Source organism: Bacillus sp. GW823-FHT06A11, assembly GCF_058795355.1.
Window position 1 is genome coordinate 676,538 of record NZ_JBXAHS010000001.1, and the last position, 20,287, is coordinate 696,824.

Annotated in this window: 19 protein-coding genes and 1 other annotated feature; of the genes, 5 read left to right on the top strand and 14 right to left on the bottom strand. The window is 35.9% G+C overall.

Translation table 11 applies throughout. From position 1 onward, the window contains the following. Positions 1 to 171 precede the first annotated feature (171 nt). Both AC1Q8L_RS03220 and AC1Q8L_RS03225 read left to right on the top strand, forming a co-directional pair. Positions 172 to 747, top strand: coding sequence for a TetR/AcrR family transcriptional regulator (locus AC1Q8L_RS03220; RefSeq protein WP_000533753.1), 576 nt, complete (start codon positions 172 to 174; stop codon positions 745 to 747). A 51-nt stretch (positions 748 to 798) separates the two neighbouring features. Next, positions 799 to 2,019 (top strand): MFS transporter, encoded by a 1,221-nt coding sequence (locus tag AC1Q8L_RS03225; protein ID WP_080017572.1) that lies wholly within the window; start codon positions 799 to 801, stop codon positions 2,017 to 2,019. Between the two features lie 149 nt (positions 2,020 to 2,168). On the opposite strand, the gene AC1Q8L_RS03230 is transcribed toward AC1Q8L_RS03225, so the two are convergent. The 6 genes from AC1Q8L_RS03230 to AC1Q8L_RS03255 all read right to left on the bottom strand — a co-directional run bounded on the left by AC1Q8L_RS03230 (position 2,169) and on the right by AC1Q8L_RS03255 (position 8,018). After that, complete coding sequence (locus AC1Q8L_RS03230; protein WP_002153101.1) at positions 2,169 to 3,494, bottom strand: bifunctional S-methyl-5'-thioadenosine deaminase/S-adenosylhomocysteine deaminase; 1,326 nt, start codon at positions 3,492 to 3,494, stop codon at positions 2,169 to 2,171. Positions 3,495 to 3,548: 54 nt separating this feature from the next. Continuing rightward, complete coding sequence (locus AC1Q8L_RS03235) at positions 3,549 to 3,908, bottom strand: YunG family protein (protein WP_000342909.1); 360 nt, start codon at positions 3,906 to 3,908, stop codon at positions 3,549 to 3,551. Positions 3,909 to 3,935: 27 nt separating this feature from the next. Then, on the bottom strand, positions 3,936 to 4,379 hold the full coding sequence (locus AC1Q8L_RS03240; RefSeq protein ID WP_000701896.1) for a GNAT family N-acetyltransferase: 444 nt from the start codon (positions 4,377 to 4,379) through the stop codon (positions 3,936 to 3,938). 237 nt (positions 4,380 to 4,616) lie between these two features. After that, positions 4,617 to 6,131, bottom strand: coding sequence for a succinyl-CoA:acetate CoA-transferase ScpC (gene scpC / locus AC1Q8L_RS03245; protein ID WP_000429813.1), 1,515 nt, complete (start codon positions 6,129 to 6,131; stop codon positions 4,617 to 4,619). A gap of 127 nt (positions 6,132 to 6,258) precedes the next feature. After that, on the bottom strand, positions 6,259 to 6,903 hold the full coding sequence (locus AC1Q8L_RS03250; protein ID WP_000390209.1) for a LytTR family DNA-binding domain-containing protein: 645 nt from the start codon (positions 6,901 to 6,903) through the stop codon (positions 6,259 to 6,261). Positions 6,904 to 7,094: 191 nt separating this feature from the next. Further along, entirely contained in the window at positions 7,095 to 8,018 is a 924-nt protein-coding gene (locus tag AC1Q8L_RS03255) for an alpha/beta hydrolase (protein WP_001102582.1), read from the bottom strand. 212 nt (positions 8,019 to 8,230) lie between these two features. Between AC1Q8L_RS03255 and AC1Q8L_RS03260 the strand changes: the two genes are divergently transcribed. Beyond that, positions 8,231 to 8,992, top strand: coding sequence for a DODA-type extradiol aromatic ring-opening family dioxygenase (locus AC1Q8L_RS03260; RefSeq protein WP_000982913.1), 762 nt, complete (start codon positions 8,231 to 8,233; stop codon positions 8,990 to 8,992). Positions 8,993 to 9,046: 54 nt separating this feature from the next. On the opposite strand, the gene AC1Q8L_RS03265 is transcribed toward AC1Q8L_RS03260, so the two are convergent. Then, on the bottom strand, positions 9,047 to 10,261 hold the full coding sequence (locus AC1Q8L_RS03265; RefSeq protein WP_000179298.1) for a multidrug efflux MFS transporter: 1,215 nt from the start codon (positions 10,259 to 10,261) through the stop codon (positions 9,047 to 9,049). A 168-nt stretch (positions 10,262 to 10,429) separates the two neighbouring features. Further along, complete coding sequence (locus AC1Q8L_RS03270; RefSeq protein WP_000236031.1) at positions 10,430 to 11,146, bottom strand: DUF554 domain-containing protein; 717 nt, start codon at positions 11,144 to 11,146, stop codon at positions 10,430 to 10,432. Between the two features lie 203 nt (positions 11,147 to 11,349). Here AC1Q8L_RS03270 and AC1Q8L_RS03275 point away from each other — a divergent pair, with 203 nt between their 5' ends. Together AC1Q8L_RS03275 and AC1Q8L_RS03280 are read left to right on the top strand one after the other, a co-directional pair. After that, on the top strand, positions 11,350 to 12,453 hold the full coding sequence (locus tag AC1Q8L_RS03275; protein ID WP_000854539.1) for a CapA family protein: 1,104 nt from the start codon (positions 11,350 to 11,352) through the stop codon (positions 12,451 to 12,453). 52 nt (positions 12,454 to 12,505) lie between these two features. Further along, on the top strand, positions 12,506 to 12,733 hold the full coding sequence (locus tag AC1Q8L_RS03280) for a hypothetical protein (RefSeq protein WP_000910229.1): 228 nt from the start codon (positions 12,506 to 12,508) through the stop codon (positions 12,731 to 12,733). A gap of 80 nt (positions 12,734 to 12,813) precedes the next feature. Here AC1Q8L_RS03280 and ilvA read toward each other — a convergent pair whose 3' ends face one another. The 6 genes from ilvA to ilvE are packed head-to-tail and all read right to left on the bottom strand — an operon-like array spanning position 12,814 to position 19,714. After that, on the bottom strand, positions 12,814 to 14,076 hold the full coding sequence (gene ilvA, locus AC1Q8L_RS03285; RefSeq protein ID WP_000250317.1) for a threonine ammonia-lyase IlvA: 1,263 nt from the start codon (positions 14,074 to 14,076) through the stop codon (positions 12,814 to 12,816). A gap of 31 nt (positions 14,077 to 14,107) precedes the next feature. Continuing rightward, positions 14,108 to 15,781: a dihydroxy-acid dehydratase gene (gene ilvD / locus AC1Q8L_RS03290; protein WP_001255815.1), complete on the bottom strand. Its 1,674-nt coding sequence runs from the start codon at positions 15,779 to 15,781 to the stop codon at positions 14,108 to 14,110. A 46-nt stretch (positions 15,782 to 15,827) separates the two neighbouring features. Next, positions 15,828 to 16,835 (bottom strand): ketol-acid reductoisomerase, encoded by a 1,008-nt coding sequence (locus AC1Q8L_RS03295; RefSeq protein ID WP_000861143.1) that lies wholly within the window; start codon positions 16,833 to 16,835, stop codon positions 15,828 to 15,830. 14 nt (positions 16,836 to 16,849) lie between these two features. Next, positions 16,850 to 17,080 (bottom strand): ACT domain-containing protein, encoded by a 231-nt coding sequence (locus tag AC1Q8L_RS03300; RefSeq protein WP_000019909.1) that lies wholly within the window; start codon positions 17,078 to 17,080, stop codon positions 16,850 to 16,852. Further along, entirely contained in the window at positions 17,077 to 18,792 is a 1,716-nt protein-coding gene (gene ilvB, locus AC1Q8L_RS03305; protein WP_002153104.1) for an acetolactate synthase large subunit, read from the bottom strand. The genes AC1Q8L_RS03300 and ilvB overlap by 4 nt, the downstream gene beginning before the upstream one ends. Before the next feature lie 22 nt (positions 18,793 to 18,814). Then, entirely contained in the window at positions 18,815 to 19,714 is a 900-nt protein-coding gene (gene ilvE, locus AC1Q8L_RS03310; protein WP_098311646.1) for a branched-chain-amino-acid transaminase, read from the bottom strand. 151 nt (positions 19,715 to 19,865) lie between these two features. Next, positions 19,866 to 20,105, bottom strand: a binding site (T-box leader). Positions 20,106 to 20,287: the final 182 nt, after the last annotated feature.

Sequence of the window (20,287 nt, forward strand, 5' to 3'; positions counted from 1 at the left end):
GAATTTAATTGTCGCTTCAATACATACTTTCTATTTTATAGCATCTAAATACCACAATACCAAATTAACATTTACGGATATTTTACAAAACTTTCGGAAATTAAGACGAATATTCTGGACTTATCGTTCCGGAATATTTATACTAAGTTACATGAATGGAGGTGTTATAAATTGGGTAGAAGTATTAGTTTTAACAAAGAACACGCTTTAAATAAAGCTATGCATTTATTCTGGGAAAAAGGTTATGATGCTACATATATATCAGATCTTATTGAAACGATGGGTATAAGTCGCTCTACTCTCTACGATAGTTTTGGAGATAAGGATGAATTATTTAAACTGGTTTTAGAACATTATAAAAACTATAGCTATAAAAAGAGACAATTACTTTTTAGTGGTATAAACACGAAAGCCTCACTTAAATCCTTTTTTTATAAACATATTGAAAAATGCTATTCAGATCACATTCCAAAAAGTTGTATTATAACCAACTCTTCACTGCTTATTGGACATATTGATCCTTCCATAGAAGAAATACTTATAAATGATTTTAATGAACTTGATAAAGTATTTAAACAAGTCATTGAAGAAGGAAAAAAGAAAGGAGAAATCTCACAAGATGCTAACTCTGAATTAATGGCATATTCTTTATTAAGTTTAAATCATAGCATTAATTTAATGTCCAGATATAAAAAAGAGAAAGATTTAGCCTATCATCTAGTGGATAAGACTATTGCAGACCTATAGTCTTTCTTTTTTAAAGTTTCTGGAACGAACGTACCAAAATAAATAAAAGGAATGATAAAATTGACTAAAAAGACAAATTTTCTAATATTTATTTTAGCAATTAGTTGTGGTTCACTTGCTGCAAATATTTATTATGCACAACCAATTGTACAATTCATTGCAAAAGATCTGAACATTTCTTCTGATTTATCTGGATTGCTCACTACTTTGACACAAATTGGGTATGGATTGGGGTTATTTTTTATCGTACCGATCGCTGACTTATTGAAAAGTAAGAAAATAATAGGAATTCTTATCGGGCTAACTATTTTTTCATTAATTGGTACGCTAATTTCGACAAACGGAATTATTTTTTTACTATTAACAACTATAATTGGCATTGGGGCCTGTGCAGCTCAAATGTTAGTTCCACTAACAATGAGAATCGTGCCAATTGAAGAGGCAGGTAAATATGTGGGTAAAGTGATGAGTGGTTTATTGATTGGGATTATGATTGCTCGCCCATTATCTATCGGAATAACAGAGTGGTTTGGCTGGAGAATGGTATTTCTTTTTTCATTAATAACCCTAGTTACCGTATTACTGTTAATTCTAAAATTTTTACCCAACTATGAAGTTATCTCAACTAGTAACATGACATATCCAAATTTAATAACTTCTATGGTAAAGCTACTAATAAATACTTCTCCTTTACAACAAAGAGCTTTTTATCACGCATGTTTATTTGCTGCATTTAGCCTTTATTGGACAGCTATTCCAATTTTATTAAGATCAGAGCCATTACATTTTTCAAATAATGAAATTGCATTATTTGGCTTTGTTGCAATTGCTGGAGCTTTATTAACTCCTACTATTGGTAAAATAGCAGATAAAGGTTATATTTTTACAATGACTAATGTATCAATGGCACTCGTACTATTATCGATCGTACTATTATTCTTTGTTCAAGATCATTCACTATTTAGCATAATTTTAATTCTTATCTCAGGTATCTGCATTGATATTGGTGTAGCAGGAAATTTATTATTAGGTCAAAAAATTATCTTTGGTTTGAATCCCGAGATAAGAAACAGACTTAATGGATTATATATGACTATTTTCTTTTTGGGAGGAGCCTTTGGTTCATGGATTGGAAGTTATACTTACTATAAATTTAATAGTGAAGTAACTTTACTCATTGGAGCTGCTTTACCTTTAATCGCCTTAATAGTTCATTTAATACACAATAATACAATAAGTTTATTAAAAACCAAAAATAAATACATGTCCTAACTATCAATGTACTCTAAAACTAGCGTCAACATCTAATTTTTTGAGTAGTGTTAGCATTATCACTTCTGTTGCAAAGTTTTAAAAAATATAGTGAGGTTTACAAATTAGAAATAGGCTGTGGAGAAGATTCTCTCCACAGCCTAAAAAAGTTATCTTTGTAAACCTCGTTTATAACGACTTGCTTCAAATATAATACGCTCTTCATCTAACGTTTTACATTCACCATTCCAAACGACACGTTTTCCGTTAATAATTACATCGCTTATATCTTTACCACTCGCAGCATATACAAGGTGTGATAACACTTCATCTGCTGGTTGTAGATGCGGCTTGTTAGACGGGTCAATCGTAATAAAATCAGCACACTTACCAGCTTCTAGTGACCCTGTTTGTTTCATCCCGATTACTTCCGCAGCTCCTTTTGTCGCAAGAGAAAGAGCTGTTTCAACTGGTAATGCTGTTGCGTCTTGGTGAATACCTTTTTGTAATAAAGTCGCTATGCGCATTTCTTCAAACATGTCTAAATTATTGTTAGATGCAACACTATCTGTTGCAATTCCTACTTTTATTCCTGCTTCTAGCATCGCTTTTACATTCGCTATACCAGAACCTAGTTTTAAATTACTATTCGGATTATGAGCTACTCGAACATCATGTTCTGCTAAAAATGCACGCTCATCATCATTTAATACTACACCGTGTGCAATAACTGTTGGGCGTTTAAACAATCCGCAGCTCGCTGCATATTCTACTGGACGTTTTCCGTACTGTGCTTCAATATCACGTACTTCACGCTCTGTTTCAGAAAGGTGGATATGAACCATTGTTTGATTCTCTACTGCAATACGAGCACACTCTTCTAACAATTCTGTACTACATGTATATGGACTATGTGGTGCAACCATCGTAGTTAACATGCCACTTTCTTTATAATAACGCTTCACATATTTCTCAGCTTCTTCAATCGCTTTCTTTTCATCGTCTTTCGTTCCGAAGCTAAATAAAGTCCTTGAAACAGCAGCTCGCATCCCGCTCCTTGATACCGTTTCCATAATTGCGTCTTGATCTACTCCAATTGGATTAAACATGTCAGAGAATGATGTTGTACCACTTTTCACCATCTCAAGTAATCCTAATTCCGTACTAGCGACCGCAATTTGGGGAGTAAATTGACTTTCCAGTGGCCAAATTCTCGTCTCAAGCCATGGCTGTAATAACATATCATCTCCAATACCTCTTAGGAGACTCATTACAACGTGTGTATGTGTATTTACAAGCCCTGGTAAAACCCACTTTCCTTTCATGTCAATTACTTCATCTACTTCAAAATCATTTGCAAATTCTCCGCTCTTTACATCTATAATTTGATCATTTTCTACAATGATATATCCATTTTCTATCACTTCGTTTTGTTCATTCATCGTTACAATTGTAGCGTTTACATAAGTTGTTTTCAAAAGTATTTCCCCTTTCAACTCTATGAAGTTCCCTTTAATGAAGTTACCACCATTATAGTAACTTATTAAAGATTAAGAGTCAAAAGATAATTTTAATTCTTTCGTTATTTTTCCCTTCAAAATGCTATATTGTTTTTCATTTGTATCTGCAAATGCTTCTTCCCGATTTGACTTTTCATCCATATAATTCAATTTCCCATTGAATTGAGTCTCTGTAAAATCAAATCTCTGCCCATCTATAAAGTTATAAAAGTGCCATACCTCTCTTACTTTTGTCTTTTTAATTTCTCCTCCGTATATGTCTTGAACGACAAGAGCTGTAACACCACATTGTCCCTTTGCTGGGTTTTCAATTGTCCACTTTGAACTCGTTTCAATCGACCACGATTTTATTAGTGCTTCATATATTCTTTTTTCCTTTACATCATCCATTCTAATCTTCCCCTACTATTAATAGTTTTACACATCATATTTCAAAAGAGGCAGTACACGACCCTTAAAGACCGTTGATGGTGTCTCTCCTATTAACTGTGCTCCCATTTTCAAGTAATATCCTTTTGCATTCGGATCACTATCAATTGTAAAACTTTTTAATCCTAGTTCATTGGCTTTTTCTATTACATACTCCCAAAGTATTTTCCCGTAACCTTTTCCTTTGTAATGAGGATGAATGTACAAGAAATCGAGAGCTTTATCATTACGTAAAAATGAGAAAAAACCAATCTTCGCATTATCGTTTTCTAAAACATATACAAAATTATTTTTTATGTACTCTTCCGTAATTGTTAAATCTTCCTTACAAGCAAGTATGAATTCTTCACTATAATTCCACGTTGCTTTTGAATGTAGTGCGAGTTCACTTAATTCATTTGCTTCACTTAATAATGCTTCTCTTATCTTCATGATTCTTTTTCCTCACTTTCAATATGTACACTACTAAATTGATTCGGAAAGCACTTCAAAAAACCTTTAATTTCCATAAATTAGAAATTAATTTTATAAATCTTTATTATAATCAGTACGATTTTCAACAATTTTTTTAAAGAAAAAGAACGCCATCCCTAAAAGTTGGCGTTCTCTTTTTCTAAAATTTAATCTTCAAGCTCACTCATTCGTTTTACTATTTCGTACGATACAAACCTATACAGTTTCTACTACCGCTTCAAGCATTGTTCCATTTTTAGCATAGTTCGTATGCCAAGAAAAAGCTTTTTCTAAAATATGAGGAGTTTGTCCACCTCTTATTTTTGCTTCTTCGTAATAAGCTCGTAGCTGGGCACGATACATTGGATGTACGCAATTCTCAATAATAAGTTCCACTCTTTCTCTTGGCGCAAGTCCCCTTAAGTCAGCATACCCCTGTTCAGTGACGATAACATCTACATCATGTTCAGTATGGTCTACATGAGAAACGAAAGGAACGATGCTTGAAATGTTACCACCTTTCGCAATCGATTTAGTAACAAAGATAGCTAGGCGGGCATTTCTTGCAAAATCGCCAGACCCACCAATACCATTCATCATTTTTGTACCTAAAACGTGAGTAGAGTTAACATTTCCGTATATATCTAATTCTAATGCAGTATTAATTGAGATTAATCCAAGGCGACGAATAATTTCAGGATGATTGGAAATCTCTTGTGGACGCATCATTAATTTGTCACGATATTTTTCAAAGTTAGAAAATACTTGTTGCATTTTCTCTTCAGAAAGCGTGATAGAACAACAAGAAGCAAAATTGACTTTTCCAGCATCCATAAGATCAAAAACTGCATCTTGTAAAACCTCGGAATATACTTCTAAATCTTCAAATTCTGAATCTAACATTCCATGCAATACGGCGTTAGCCACTGAACCAATTCCTGATTGTAACGGCGCTAAACGATTTGTTAATCGGCCTACTTTGACTTCTTCTCGAAGGAATTCTATTAAATGCTGTGCCATAATAACAGTTTCTTCATCCGGAGGAACAATTGTCGATGGCGAATCCAATTGATTCGTAAACACAATTCCCTTTACTTTTTCAGGATCAATTGGAATACCGATTGTTCCAATTCGGTCATCTGTTTTCACAAGCGGAATTGGAAGCCTCTCCCCTTGTTTACCTGGTTCATATAGATCATGTAGCCCCTCTAATTGCGCGGATTGAGCCATATTCATTTCAATAATAATAGACTTAGCATTTAAGGAAAACGCTAAGGAATTTCCAATTGAAGTGGTTGGAATAATCATTCCGTCCTCTGTAATCGCAACCGCTTCCAAAATGGCGAAATCTATATCCAGAACGTCAGCACGGAGTAACTCTGCTGTATGAGACAAGTGTTGATCCACAAATAAAAAGTCTCCGTTATTAATTCCTTTTCGCATAGTCGCGTCAGCTTGGAAAGGTAATCTTTTCCCTAAAATTCCTGCCTCAGCAAATAATTTGTCTACATCCGATCCTAAAGAAGCCCCAGTATAAACATTTACTTTAAAAGATTCATCATTCTTAACTCGGTTTACAAGCGCAAATGGGACTGCTTTTACATCACCTGCACGTGTAAACCCACTTAAGCCTAAAGTCATTCCACTTTGAATCCAGGAAGCTGCTTCTTCAGGTGTAACTACCCGATCTTTTAGACGTTGATCTCTGATTCTATCTAAATTGTTCTCCATATGTAATCCCTCTCTCATTGAATATTCATAATTATTTTACACATTAACACTATCAAAATAGGGATTTTAGTATACAATGCCGAAAATTCAGACAGAACAGCAAATCTAGGTTCTAAAGCAGAAAAATTTAGAATCCTAGAAGTTTACGGAAATAACTAGCGTATGATTGACTAACTGGTACTCTCTCACCATTATCCATTGAAAGTACAAAAGTAGAATGGGTATCAGGATAAATCGCTTTAATATGATTAACATTTACAATAAACGAACGGTGACATCTAATAAATGAATCTTTCGGAAGCAAGTATTCGAATTCTTGCAGAGAGTATTTATGTGTTCCTGATAACTCTTCTGAATTCACATACGTCTTTTTATCTTTAGCCTCTAAATACATAACCTTTGAAAAAGGAACCGGAATCCAGCCGTCTGTTGTTTTTAAAGTAACAACTGACTTTCCATCCGTTAAAGCTGGATAAATTGCCGTTACGCACCCTTCAAGCTTTCCATTGTTTGAAAATGGTACAGCCATTCCATGATAAGGAATACCAAAAACATCCCGATTAATAAACTCAGAGGTTTTTTGATTCATCACCATCGCTTTATGAGCAATCGTTCCTTCCTTTATAGGATCCCCGACACTAATCTTTAAATCAATTCGTTTACTTGGCCGATAGTAAATATATTCTTTCGTATTCGAAACAGCAATTGAAATTTCATCTGAAAATAATTCCCCAACAACATCTAGTAATAAACCTAACGTTCTATCTTCCATTCTATTAACACCTCATTCACTATTATACTACTATTATGAACAGGCATCTGTTGCTTTATAAAAAGGTTGATTAGAAATTATTCTTAACATCTTGAAAATTTATTTCTACATATTCTTTATTTACAAATTCACTCATAACCATACCTCCAGTTTTTCAAAAAACCTCACTTCAGCATGAAGTGAGGTTTTTCTTATCCATTATGCGCATCTAACCACGAAATTAAATCTTTAAATACTTCATCCTTATTTACTTCATGAAACATTTCATGTCTACCATTTTCATATAAACGTAGTGTCACGTCTTTCACACCACATTTTTTATAGTTTTCATATACTTCTTTTACACCTTTCCCCATATCGCCAACAGGATCACGATCACCAGAGAATATATGTATTGGAAGATTCTTTGGCGTCTTCTTGTATTCTTCTAGTTTATTTACTTCTAATACTCCAGAAAATAATTCTCGGTAAAAACTCGTCGTACAAATGAAACCACATAACGGATCCGCAATATATTTATCAACTTGATTATTATCTGAAGATAACCAATCAAATTTTGTACGATTTGGCTTAAAGTTCGAATTGAAGTTTCCGAAAGATAAAAAGTTTAACATTGGACTTTTCGTTTTTGCCCCGCGCAATTTCATTTCGATTGTTGCTACTTTATGACCAATAGCTCCTAAAAGCCCTGGATTTCCACCTGTTCCTGAAATCAGAAATCCATCGTATAGTTCACCCCTAAGTTGTACAGCACGTCTTGATAAAAAAGAACCCATACTATGTCCAAGTAAAAACAAAGGACTTGACTGCTCTTCTTTTATCCTTTCTGAAACAAAGATAACATCCGATACAACTTGATTCCACCCTATATTTGGTTCAAAATGACCATAATCTTCTTCTTTTTTTACTGTTTTCCCATGTCCTTTATGATCATGCGCATAAACACCATACCCTGCTTCCAATAAAGCATCTACAAATTCTGTATACACCCCTGCATGCTCTGTCATGCCATGTGCAATTTGAATAATTCCTCTCGGATCTCCTTCTGGTAACCATTTACGCAAATAAATTTCCGATCCATCCAATGCCGTAACGAAACTTTCCTGTACATTCATTTCGTCAGCCCCCAAATTTATTATGTATACCTTTAAGAAAAATGAATATCCATTCACTTTTCTTATTTTATATTATATGTAATTGCTTTCATTATGACAAATGATGTATTTTTCAGACTTGCTTTCAAACTAATCTCTTGACGAATCGAAAATAAAATTATATAGTTACTTACATAAAGTAATTATATAATTTTTAGGAGGTTTCTACTATTATGATGCCATCACTATTTTTAGCACATGGTTCGCCTATGCTCGCTATTCAAGATACAGACTATACACGATTTTTAAAAACACTTGGAGAAACATATAAACCGAAAGCAATTGTTATTTTTACTGCTCACTGGGAAAGTGAAGTATTAACGATTTCCTCATCAGATAACGAGTATGAAACAATTTATGATTTTGGAGGTTTCCCCCCTGAGTTATACGAAATCAAATATCGTGCGAAAGGCTCTTCTAGCATTGCATCTATGTTAGAAACAAAATTTAGAAACAAAGGTATTCCAGTCCATCATAATATGACGAGAGGTTTAGATCATGGTTCATGGACACTCCTGCACCGCATGTATCCAGAAGCAAGTATTCCTGTCGTGCAAATATCAGTAAATCCATTCCTTTCTGCAAAAGAACAATTTGAAATTGGAGAAGCACTTAAAGGACTCGGACAAGAAGATATTTTAGTAATCGGTAGTGGCGTTACCGTTCATAATTTACGAGCACTGAAATGGAATCAAACTACTCCTGAAAAATGGGCAATTGAATTTGATGATTGGATTATTAAACATATACAGAATAACGATAAAGATGCATTGTTTAATTGGGAGAATAATGCTCCTCATGCACAATTAGCAGTACCAAGAGCAGAGCATTTTGTTCCTTTGTTTATTGCAATGGGAAGTGGCGAGAATAGCGGTGAAGTCATTCACCGTAGTTATGAGCTTGGTACATTAAGTTATCTCTGTCTTCGATTTTAAAGAAAAAGGATGAAGCACATGTTGCTTCATCCTTTTTCTTTTTCATTCACTTAGTTAACTAACTTCCAAACGTTGTTTCTCTGATACTTCTTCGTTCTTATTATGAAAATAAACCCAAATACACGCAATAAATAATAGTGATGATGTAGAGAGGAAAACATATTGGAAGCCTGCATGCGCTGCAATTTGTCCCCCGAGCACTGGACCAATCATATTTCCTAAAAACTGAAACGACTGATTATATCCAAATATTCGTCCCGTAACATGGGTTGGTGTATGTTGTTTTAGTAGAGTTTGTACGGAAGGCAATAATCCTGCTTGTGCGATACCTAATAAAAACCGAAGAATTAATAGTTGCCAAGCTGAGGTTACAAATGCTTGCGGGATAAAAATAATTCCTGCTGCAAATAACGCTACAACTAACGTTTTTTGAGGACCGATATGATCTGATAATCTTCCTAGTCTTGGTGCTGCCAAAATAACTGCTAATCCTGTCGCTGACATAACTGCTCCCGCAATTGTTTCAATATGTGCAGCATGAGGACCTACTAAATTTTTCACGTACAATGTAACAATGGGTTGAACTGACATATTAGCAAGTTGAATAATAAATGTTGTTACAAATAAACTAATAATTAAATGCTTCGCTGGGACCATCGTCCATACTTTTTTCGGCTGTGTTTTTTTTGCTTGAGCAGAGTGATTTTCTTCATGCAGGAAGAAAAAAACGATGAGAAAGGAAAGGAATAAAAAAGCTCCTGTAACAAGAAAGACATGACGCATTCCAATTAACTCAGACAAATAACCTCCAAGTAACGGGCCAAGTAACGAACCGCTCACACCACCAGTTGAAATTGTGGAAATCGCCCAACCTGAATGTTCTTTCGGAGTTTCTGCTGCAATAAATGTCATCGCTGTTGAAAGGAAACCAGATACTGCTCCCATTAAAAATCTTAGTGCGACTAGTTGATACACATCCGTTACAAACCCCATAAGCGTCATAATAATCGCCATACCGAGGCTAGCGCGAATAAGCATCAATTTCCGTCCATGTATATCACCAAGCTTCCCCCATATTGGTGATACGATCGCACCCATTAAAAATGTTACACCAAATGCAAGTCCCGACCACTGTGCAATGCTTGAAGTGCCAGTTACTCCTAATTCCTCAATATAAAAAGATAAGAAAGGAATTACTAAACTCATACCGGCTGCAGTGGTAAAACAACCTAGCCAACAAATCATTAAATTCCGTTTCCAGCTGGCCATTTTCACACCTTCTTTCTTTAGATACCCATTCTACACCCTTTCTTGTAAAAAGTTTAGTAATTTGCTTTATATGTAAGATTTACTACAAAACCCGCTATTTTCTAGTGAAAATCACTACAATCCCACATTTTTTTCATAATAAAACCAACTCCCACTAAATGAAGTTGGTTAATAATCCATTAAACCGTAACCATAAATAATTGAAACAATTACACCCACTACCAATATACCTGGAAGTAAATTTGCCACCTTGATTTTAATAATACTAAGCAAGTTCAATCCAATAGCAGATATCATAATGCCGCCCGTAGCCGTCATCTCCACTATAAATTGGTTCATTAATTCTTTCGGGACAAAACTATTAATTTGTGTTGCAAAAACTGCAATACCACCTTCATATAAAACAACTGGAATCGCCGAAAATACTACGCCAATTCCTAGAGTTGTCGTTAATATAATAGAAATAAATCCATCGATAATCGCCTTTGTAAATAAAATATCATGATTTCCGCGAATCCCACTGTCAAGTGCACCAAGTATCCCCATCGCGCCAATTGCAAAAATTAAAGTAGCTGTTACAAAACCTTCTGATATACTACCTTTCCCTTTCGATCCAACTTTATTTTCTAGCCAATCCCCTAAATGTTTTAACTTTTCTTCTAATTGTAACCATTCTCCAATTACCGTACCAATCACTAAACTCAGTATGACAACAAGAAAGTTTTCACTTTTTAATGCCATTTGAAGCCCAAGCACAGTAACCGCTAAACCGATTGCGTGCATTATCGTCCCTTTCATACTTTCTGGAATCCTACTAAATAATTTACCAAGTAAAGTACCAAATATAATACAAATTCCATTTACAACTGCTCCTAATATAACCATTTCTCATTCTTCACCCTTCGAATTCTTTATTTCTATATTTTGGTTTATACATTGATTTACAGGTTATCTATATGTTAACTTAATATTGAGAATATTAACAAATGTTTTCCACTACATAACCCGCTATTTTTTGTAACTTTAATTACCTTTAATAGATTCAGTGTTAATTTAATTGCGGGATAATATTAAAAGGGAAGGTATATATGAAAACTTTACTAAAACGATTTTTGTTAATAGCCTTTTTCATTACACCGATTGTTTTATTAATCAATTACTCTTTTATTTCAAAAGCAAAAGACAAACCCGATTTGCAAAACAAATCTAGTAAAACCGCTTCAAAAAGCGAAAAGAAAATAGAAGACCAAGAAATCACACTCACCTTCTCTGGTGATACAATGTTCGATTGGCAATTACGTCCTATAATCGAAAAGAATGGGGCTGATTACCCATTCCAACATGTAAAAGAAGAAATAAAAAAAGCTGATATTTCTTTTGTGAATTTAGAGTCGGCATTTACAACGAAAGAAAAGAAAGCACCTGGGCAACTGTTTTGGATTAAAAGTGATCCATCTACACTACAAGCTATTAAAAACACTGGATATGACATCGTAAATATTGGGAATAACCACACACTTGATTATGGGCAAGATGGATTATTAGATACGATTTCTCACGTAGAAAAATTAAAGTTCCCTTACATTGGAGCCGGAAAAAATGCGAAAGATGCATATACAGCACGAGAAATGACCGTAAAAGGAAAAAAGTTTAAATTTCTTTCCTTCGTTCGATTTATGCCTGATTCTAATTGGGTAGCTGGTGAGAATAAACCTGGCGTTGCGAATGGCTATGATTTAAATCTTGTAACAAAAACAATTAAAGAACAAAAACAAGATGCAGACTATTTAATCGTCTATATGCATTGGGGCGTTGAAAAATCAAATCGTCCGGTAGAATACCAAAAGCAATATGTACCTAAAATGGTTGAAGCAGGAGCTAACGCAATTGTCGGAAGCCATCCACATTGGTTACAAGGGTTTGAGTATTATAATAAAGTTCCTATCGCTTACTCATTAGGTAACTTTTTATTCCCGAGTTATGTGAATGGGAAAAGCGCTGAAACTGGCGTATTAACTTTAACTTTTAAAGGAAAGGATGTCCAAATGTCATTCAATCCTTATATCATTCGCAACAACCAAGTTTCCCCTGTAAATGAGGGAGAAAAGAAAAAAGCTCTTCAATATTTACAAACAATTTCAACTGATGTAGAAATTGATGATACAGGGAAAATAAAAAACAAACGAAACTAGACAGCTCAAGATCTATTTCTCTGTAATATACTTTACAGAATAGGTGATAAACATGCTGAAAGACTTATTAGAAAATGTAAGTTTGTTAGAGAACGTTTATAAAATTTCTATAGCAGTTCTACTTTTATGTTCCTTTTATTCTGTGAGACTATTTAAAAAAATAAAGCGAGAGAGAAATCTTACTCCTTTTGAATTTACAATGTATGTAATCATTCGTATTGCGATACTCTTTTGGTTAGCTAGCTTTATTCTTCTTGAATTTAATGAGTACCTAGTTTAACTATAAAAAAGATAGAACAAGCACTATATTCCCTCGCTTGTATCTATCTTTTTTATTTACATTCTAACTCTTTCCTTCTATTAAATAAGCAAATCAAACAAAACAGGGTTTTTATTAAGTTCCATAAATTGAATATTATTTTCTTTAAAGCGAGTAATTAATTGCTCATAATCTTCTTTATGTTTTAATTCTACGCCGACTAATGCTGGACCATTTTCTTTATTATGTTTCTTAATATACTCAAAGCGCGTAATGTCATCTTCTGGTCCTAATCCTTTATCAAGAAATTCTCTTAGCGCACCTGAACGCTGCGGAAATTCAATGATAAAGTAATGTTTCAGTCCTTCATAAATGAGCGAACGCTCTTTCATTTCTTGCATTCTATCAATATCATTATTTCCACCACTTAGCGTACATACAACTGTTTTACCTTTTATTTCATCTCTATATAAATCAAGCGCTGCAATAGAGAGTGCACCAGCCGGTTCAGCTACAATCGCATTTTTCTTATATAGTTCTAAAATCGTCGTACAAACTTTCCCCTCTGGTACTAAAATAATATCGTCAATTACATCTTTACAAGTTTCAAATGTTAACTTTCCTACTTTTTTAACAGCTGCCCCATCAACAAAGCTATCTATTTTCTCCAATGCTACATTTTCATTTTGAAGAAAAGCCTCTTTCATAGATGCAGCTCCCATTGGCTCTACACCAATAACCTTTGTAGTAGGACTAACACCTTTTACATATGTACCAACTCCTGATGCTAATCCACCACCACCGATTGCTGTAAAGATATAATCAACCGGTTTCTCCATATCATGCATAATTTCAACTGCCACTGTCCCTTGACCAGCAACTACATACGGATCATCAAACGGATGAACAAATGTCATTCTATTTTCTTCACAATAACACTGTGCTTCTTGGAAAGAGCTATCGAATGTATCACCAACTAATACAATCTCTGCGAAATCACCACCGAAAAATTGTACTTGTGATACTTTTTGTTTCGGTGTTGTGGTGGGCATAAATATTTTTGACGGAATCTTCAATAAATTACACGTATAAGCAACTCCTTGCGCATGATTACCAGCACTTGCACAAACAACACCGTTTTGTAACTTTTCTTTCGGTAAACTTTGAATCAAATTGTATGCACCACGAATTTTGAAAGAGCGAATTAATTGTAAGTCTTCTCGTTTTACATAAACGTCACAATCATATTTCTCAGATAAAACTGTATCACGTTGTAACGGTGTTTTAATAACGATATCTTTCAGGCAATTATGGGCCATTAAGATATCTTCAATTTTCACTCTCTCCTTTACCTTTTGCACCATTATATATCATCCTTATCTTTTTTAAATTGGCTCAATCAAAATTCGGGATTTTCAGAACAGCCCCTGTATTCGCCGATGTTACCATTTGTGCATAACGTCCAAGCCAGCCAGTTTTCACTTTCGGTTCTGGTCGTTTCCATTCTTTTTTACGCTTTTCTAATTCCTCATCACTCACCCTTACTTCTAGCAAGCGTTCTTCAACATCAATACATACAATATCCCCTTGTTCAAGAAGTGCAATCATCCCGCCCGCTGCTGCTTCTGGTGAAATATGTCCTACTGAAATTCCACGTGAAGCTCCAGAAAAACGTCCATCTGTTAATAATGCAACCTCAGCACCTAATCCCATTCCAGCAATTGCTGATGTTGGTGCTAACATTTCTGGCATACCAGGGCCACCTCTTGGTCCTTCATAACGAATGACAACTACATCTCCTTTTTTCACTTTCCCAAGCATAATGCCAGCAAGTGCCTCATCTTGTGAATTAAAAATAACGCAAGGTCCTTCAAAACGCTTTACTTCTGTTGCACCGCTTTTAATAACTGCTCCATCTTTCGCAAGGTTGCCTTTTAATATACGCAATCCTCCTTCCTCACTATGAGGGTTTTCGAGAGAGTGAATAACTTCCTTATCTTTAATCTCTGCCTCAGCAATATTTTCTCTTAATGTTTGCCCAGTAGCAGTTATTCGATCAAGATGAAGTACTCCTTCTTTCCGGCTCATCTCTTTCAAAATTGCACTAATCCCGCCCGCACGATCAATATCTTCCATATGCCAATTTGAGGCTGGACTTACTTTACATAAATGAGGTACACGTCTTGAAACTGCATCAATACGGTTCATATCATAATCTAGTCCTGCCTCTTGTGCGAGTGCTAGCGTATGTAATACTGTATTCGTTGATCCGCCCATCGCCATATCAAGTGCAAAAGCATCGTCAATTGCTTCTTCTGTTACAATATCACGCGGCTTAATATCTCTTTCAATTAAAATTTTCAATTTCTCTGCTGCTTGTTTAATTAACTCTTCGCGTCTTGGATCAATTGCTAAAATACTCCCGTTACCAGGAAGAGCTAAACCTAACACTTCACATAAACAATTCATAGAGTTCGCGGTAAACATACCCGAACAAGAGCCACAAGATGGACAGCCATGATCTTCAATATCTTTTAATTCTTCTTCTGAAATTTTCCCAGATTGATAAGCTCCTACTCCTTCAAAAACGGAACTCAGATCAACAACTTCCCCTTTAGATGTTTTTCCTGCTGCCATCGGGCCGCCTGAAACAAACACAGTCGGAATATTAATACGTAGTGCAGCCATCATCATACCTGGTGTAATTTTGTCACAGTTTGGGATACAAATCATGCCGTCAAACCAGTGTGCATTTACAACCGTTTCTACTGAATCTGCAATAATTTCACGACTCGGAAGAGAATAACGCATACCGATATGTCCCATCGCAATACCATCGTCAACTCCAATTGTATTGAATTCGAATGGTACCATACCTGCCGCGCGAACTGCCTCTTTTACAAGTTTCCCAAACTCGTTCAAGTGTTTATGCCCTGGAATAATTTCAATAAAAGAATTACAAATCGCTATGAAAGGTTTATCAAAATCTTCATCTTTCAAACCAGTTGCTTTTAATAAACTACGGTGCGGTGCTTTATCAAAACCTTTTTTAATCATGTCACTTCTCATCTTGTCAAATCCCCTCTTACATATTTTTCATTTATACTCTCTTACTCTATTTCTTTACTAATTCTTTCGGTGCATGAATCCAGCTCATCATTTCACGAAGCTCTGCTCCCACTTTTTCTAATTGATGATTTTGTTCTGCTTTTTTCATTGCGTTATACGTCGGACGCCCTGCTTGATTTTCTAAAATCCATTTCTTCGCAAATTCACCTTGCTGAATTTCTGTCAGAACACGCTTCATTTCTTTCTTCGTTTCATCTGTAACAATTCTCGATCCTGTTACATAATCTCCAAACTCTGCCGTATCTGAAATAGAATGGCGCATAGTCGTTAATCCACCTTCGTACATTAAGTCAACAATTAGCTTTAATTCATGCAAACATTCAAAGTATGCAATTTCAGGACGATATCCACCTTCCGTTAACGTTTCGAACCCGGCCTTCACAAGTGCAGTTACCCCGCCGCAAAGTACAGCTTGCTCACCGAATAAATCCGTTTCGGTTTCTTCTTGGAATGTCGTTTCAATTACCCCCGCACGTGTACACCCTACACCTTTTGCATACGCCAGTGCTACATGTAGCGCTGTTCCCGTCGCATCTTGATGCACTGCGACTAATGCTGGAACACCATTTCCTTCTTGAAATACACGGCGAACGAGATGACCTGGACTTTTTGGCGCGACCATCGCTACATCTACGTAACTTGGCGGATTAATTTGTCCGAAGTGAATGTTAAATCCATGTGAGAAAAGTAACATTTGTCCTTCACGAAGATTCTCTTCTACCTCTGCTTTATACACATGAGCTTGCTGTTCATCTGGCAATAACATTTGTACAACTTGTGCGGTTCGAACCGCTTCTGAAACAGACATTACTTCAAATCCATCCGCTTTCGCTACTTCATACGACTTACCAGGACGAACACCAACTACAACCTCTACACCAGAATCACGTAAATTTTGTGCTTGCGCATGACCTTGTGATCCATAACCAACTACTGCAACAGTTTTTCCTTGTAATAACTCTACATTTGCATCTTTTTCATAATATGTTTTCATATTCCATACACTCCTTATAATTTATTTACTTGCAGAACATCAATTAATTTTTTCAACTGACTAACAAGTAATGTCGCTTCATTTTCAGTACAAACTGCTGTGAGTTTCATTTCAGAAACACCACTAGTATCTCTTTCTTTTAAATGTAAAGAAGAAATATAATAACCACGCCGAGCAAAAATCCCACTTATACGTAATAAGACGCTTGGCTCGTTATGAATAACGAGTGAAAAAGTATGACTCATTCTTCCCACCTCTTCATAATCATTTCGTTATTCCCTTTGTTTGGCGGAACCATCGGAAATACGTTTTCACCTTCTTCTACACAAAAATCAACTACGACAGGACCTTCGTGAGCAAATGCTTCTAACATCACTTGTTTTGCCTCGGTTGAATTTGTTGCTCTTAATCCCTTTACTCCATAAGCTTCTGCTACTTTCACAAAATCTGGTGATCCAATTTTTGATTCTGATAAACGATTTTCATAAAACATTTCTTGCCATTGCCTTACCATCCCTAAAAATTTGTTATTTATGATAAATACTTTTACAGGGATGTTATTTTCAGCAATTGTTTGTAGTTCTTGAATGTTCATTTGAAAAGAAGCGTCACCTGCAATACAAATGACAAGTTCTTCTTTTTTAGCTAGCTGAGCACCAATTGCTGCTGGAAAACCAAACCCCATTGTTCCTAATCCTCCAGAGGTAAGGAACGTCCGAGGTTTTCTTGCTTTATAGAAGTGAGCAGCCCACATTTGATGCTGACCTACTTCTGTTGTGACAATCGCTTCACCATTCGTTAATTCACTTACTAAGTTGATCACATGCTGTGGTTTTAACTCAGATTCTTTTTGCTTATAAGAAAGTGGATATTCTTCTTTCCATGTCTTTACTTTCTGAAGCCATTCGTCTGTTTGTGTATAAATAGACATATGTAACAGCATGTGTAACGCTTTTTTTACATCACCAACAATCGGATGTTCTACAGTTACATTTTTATGAAACTCAGAAGAATCAATATCAATATGTACTTTTTTCGAGTTTGGAGAAAAAAGTTCTAATTTTCCTGTTACACGATCATCGAAGCGAACACCTAATGCAAGTAGTAAATCACATTCTGTTACCGCCATATTAGCAGCGTATGTCCCATGCATACCAAGCATCCCTAGAAACAATGGATCATCCGGTGGATATGCACCAAGTCCCATTAAAGTTGAAACGACTGGAATACGGTTCTCCCTTGCGAATTCGAAGAGTTCATCGGATCCACCTGAATGAATGACACCTCCTCCAATATAAAGAAGTGGACGCTTAGATTTTGAAATTGCTTTAGCCACCTCTCTAAGTTTCATGCTGTCTGGTACAAGTTCTGGTTTGTACCCCGGAATATCAACTTCTTCATTAAAGAAACTGGTGACTTTTGCATTTTGAACATCTTTTGGAATATCAATTAATACTGGTCCCGGGCGCCCGCTTTTGGCGATATAAAAAGCTTCTTGCACAATTCGTGATACATGATTCACATCACGAACCTGGTAATTATGCTTCGTAACAGGTACTGTAATTCCGACAACATCCGCTTCTTGAAATCCATCTTTACCAATTAAAGGCGTTGCAACTTGCCCGGTAATGACAACTAAAGGAATCGAATCCATATAAGCGTCTGCTAAACCCGTAACTAAATTTGTCGCCCCTGGGCCAGAGGTAGCAAAGACTACCCCAACCTTTCCAGAAGCTCTCGCATATCCTTCAGCCGCATGAATGGCAGCTTGTTCATGACGAGTTAAAACATGTTTCAAACCACTTTCGTATAACGCATCGTATACTGGTAAAATCGCTCCGCCTGGATAGCCGAAAACGGTCGTTACACCCAATTTCTTCAAACATTGAATCACGTGCCCAGCGCCTGTCATTTCTTCATACTGTAATTTCTCATACGCTGTATACTGCTGCTTCATTTCCATTAACTCCTCTCCTTATTTACGCTAAGCTTTCCGTCAGCCCGGGAACACGTACTCCTCTTTCTCTCGTTAATTTTTTAAATTCTTCGGTCAATTGTTTCGTTACACTTCCTGGTTTCCCATCTCCAATTTCTCTGGAATCAACTTTTACAACTGGAATTAACTCCGCTGCTGTTCCTGTTAAAAATACTTCATCCGCTACATATACATCATGGCGATTGAACGGTCTTTCCTCACACGGAATACTCAGTCGCTCACATAGCTCGATAACACTATTTCTCGTAATACCTTCTAATGCTCCTAAATAGGATGGCGGGGTTAATACTTTTCCATCTTTCACAACGAAAACATTATCACCAGAACCTTCACAAACATATCCTTGTTGATTTAACATAAGAGCCTCTAACACTCCTGCTTGTGCTGCTTCAATTTTTACAAGTACGTTATTTAAATAATTCATTGACTTAATACGTGGATCTAACGCATCTGGCGTATTACGTCTTGATGCAACCGATACAACGCTTAGCCCATTATCATAAAATTCTTGTGGGAATAACTTTAATTGTTCTGCAATGATAATTACGCTCGGCTTCACACAACTTCTCGGATCGAGCCCTAAGTCACCTTTTCCTCTTGAGACAATTAAGCGAATGTAAGCATCAGTATATTCGTTTTTTTGGAGTGTATGTAAAACTGCTTCTTCCATTTCTTCTACCGTCATTGGAATTGTTAGTAAAATAGATTTCGCTGATTCATACAATCGTTTCACATGTTCTTTTAAACAAAATACATTTCCTCCGTAACTACGAATCCCTTCAAATACACCGTCTCCGTATAAAAAACCGTGATCATATACTGAAACAACTGCCTTTTCTTTTTCTACAAATTCCCCATTCATGTAAATGTACTGGTTTCCCATCTCACATCGCTCCTCTTTTTTCCTCTATTTTTTGCAATCTATTTCTACATCGATTGCTGAGATGAGTATTTTTAACAGAATATTCAGTATATAAATCTTAAAAACATACTCGTCTCAACAATCGATTACTTACATACTTGTAGCAATCCATTGCTGAGACGAGGGAATCGTGGTACCACTCAGCTTCCTTATACTTCTCACGAAATATAAGCTCTGCAAGTCCAATTAGACTTTTGTTTTTCTATCGGGAACAACCCCGCTACTTTTTACTAGTTTTCAAAAGTAGTGCTCCAAGGTGATTTTCAATGAGTGAATTGTTACCACCCTCACAGCCTCGGGGCAGCTCTCTGAAACAATCTTTATCATTTACTCTCCTCTTCTACGCATTCTCTTCTTCTATTTTTAAAAATAAAAACTCTCGCCTCAGCAATCAACTACTACAATTTAGTAGCTTTGATTGCTGAGGCGAGAGTTTCGCGTTACCACTCAGCTTCCTTATACTTCTCACGAAATATAAGCTTTGTAGGTCCAATCAGACCTCCGTCCTTTTACCGGAGACGATGCCGCCGCCCT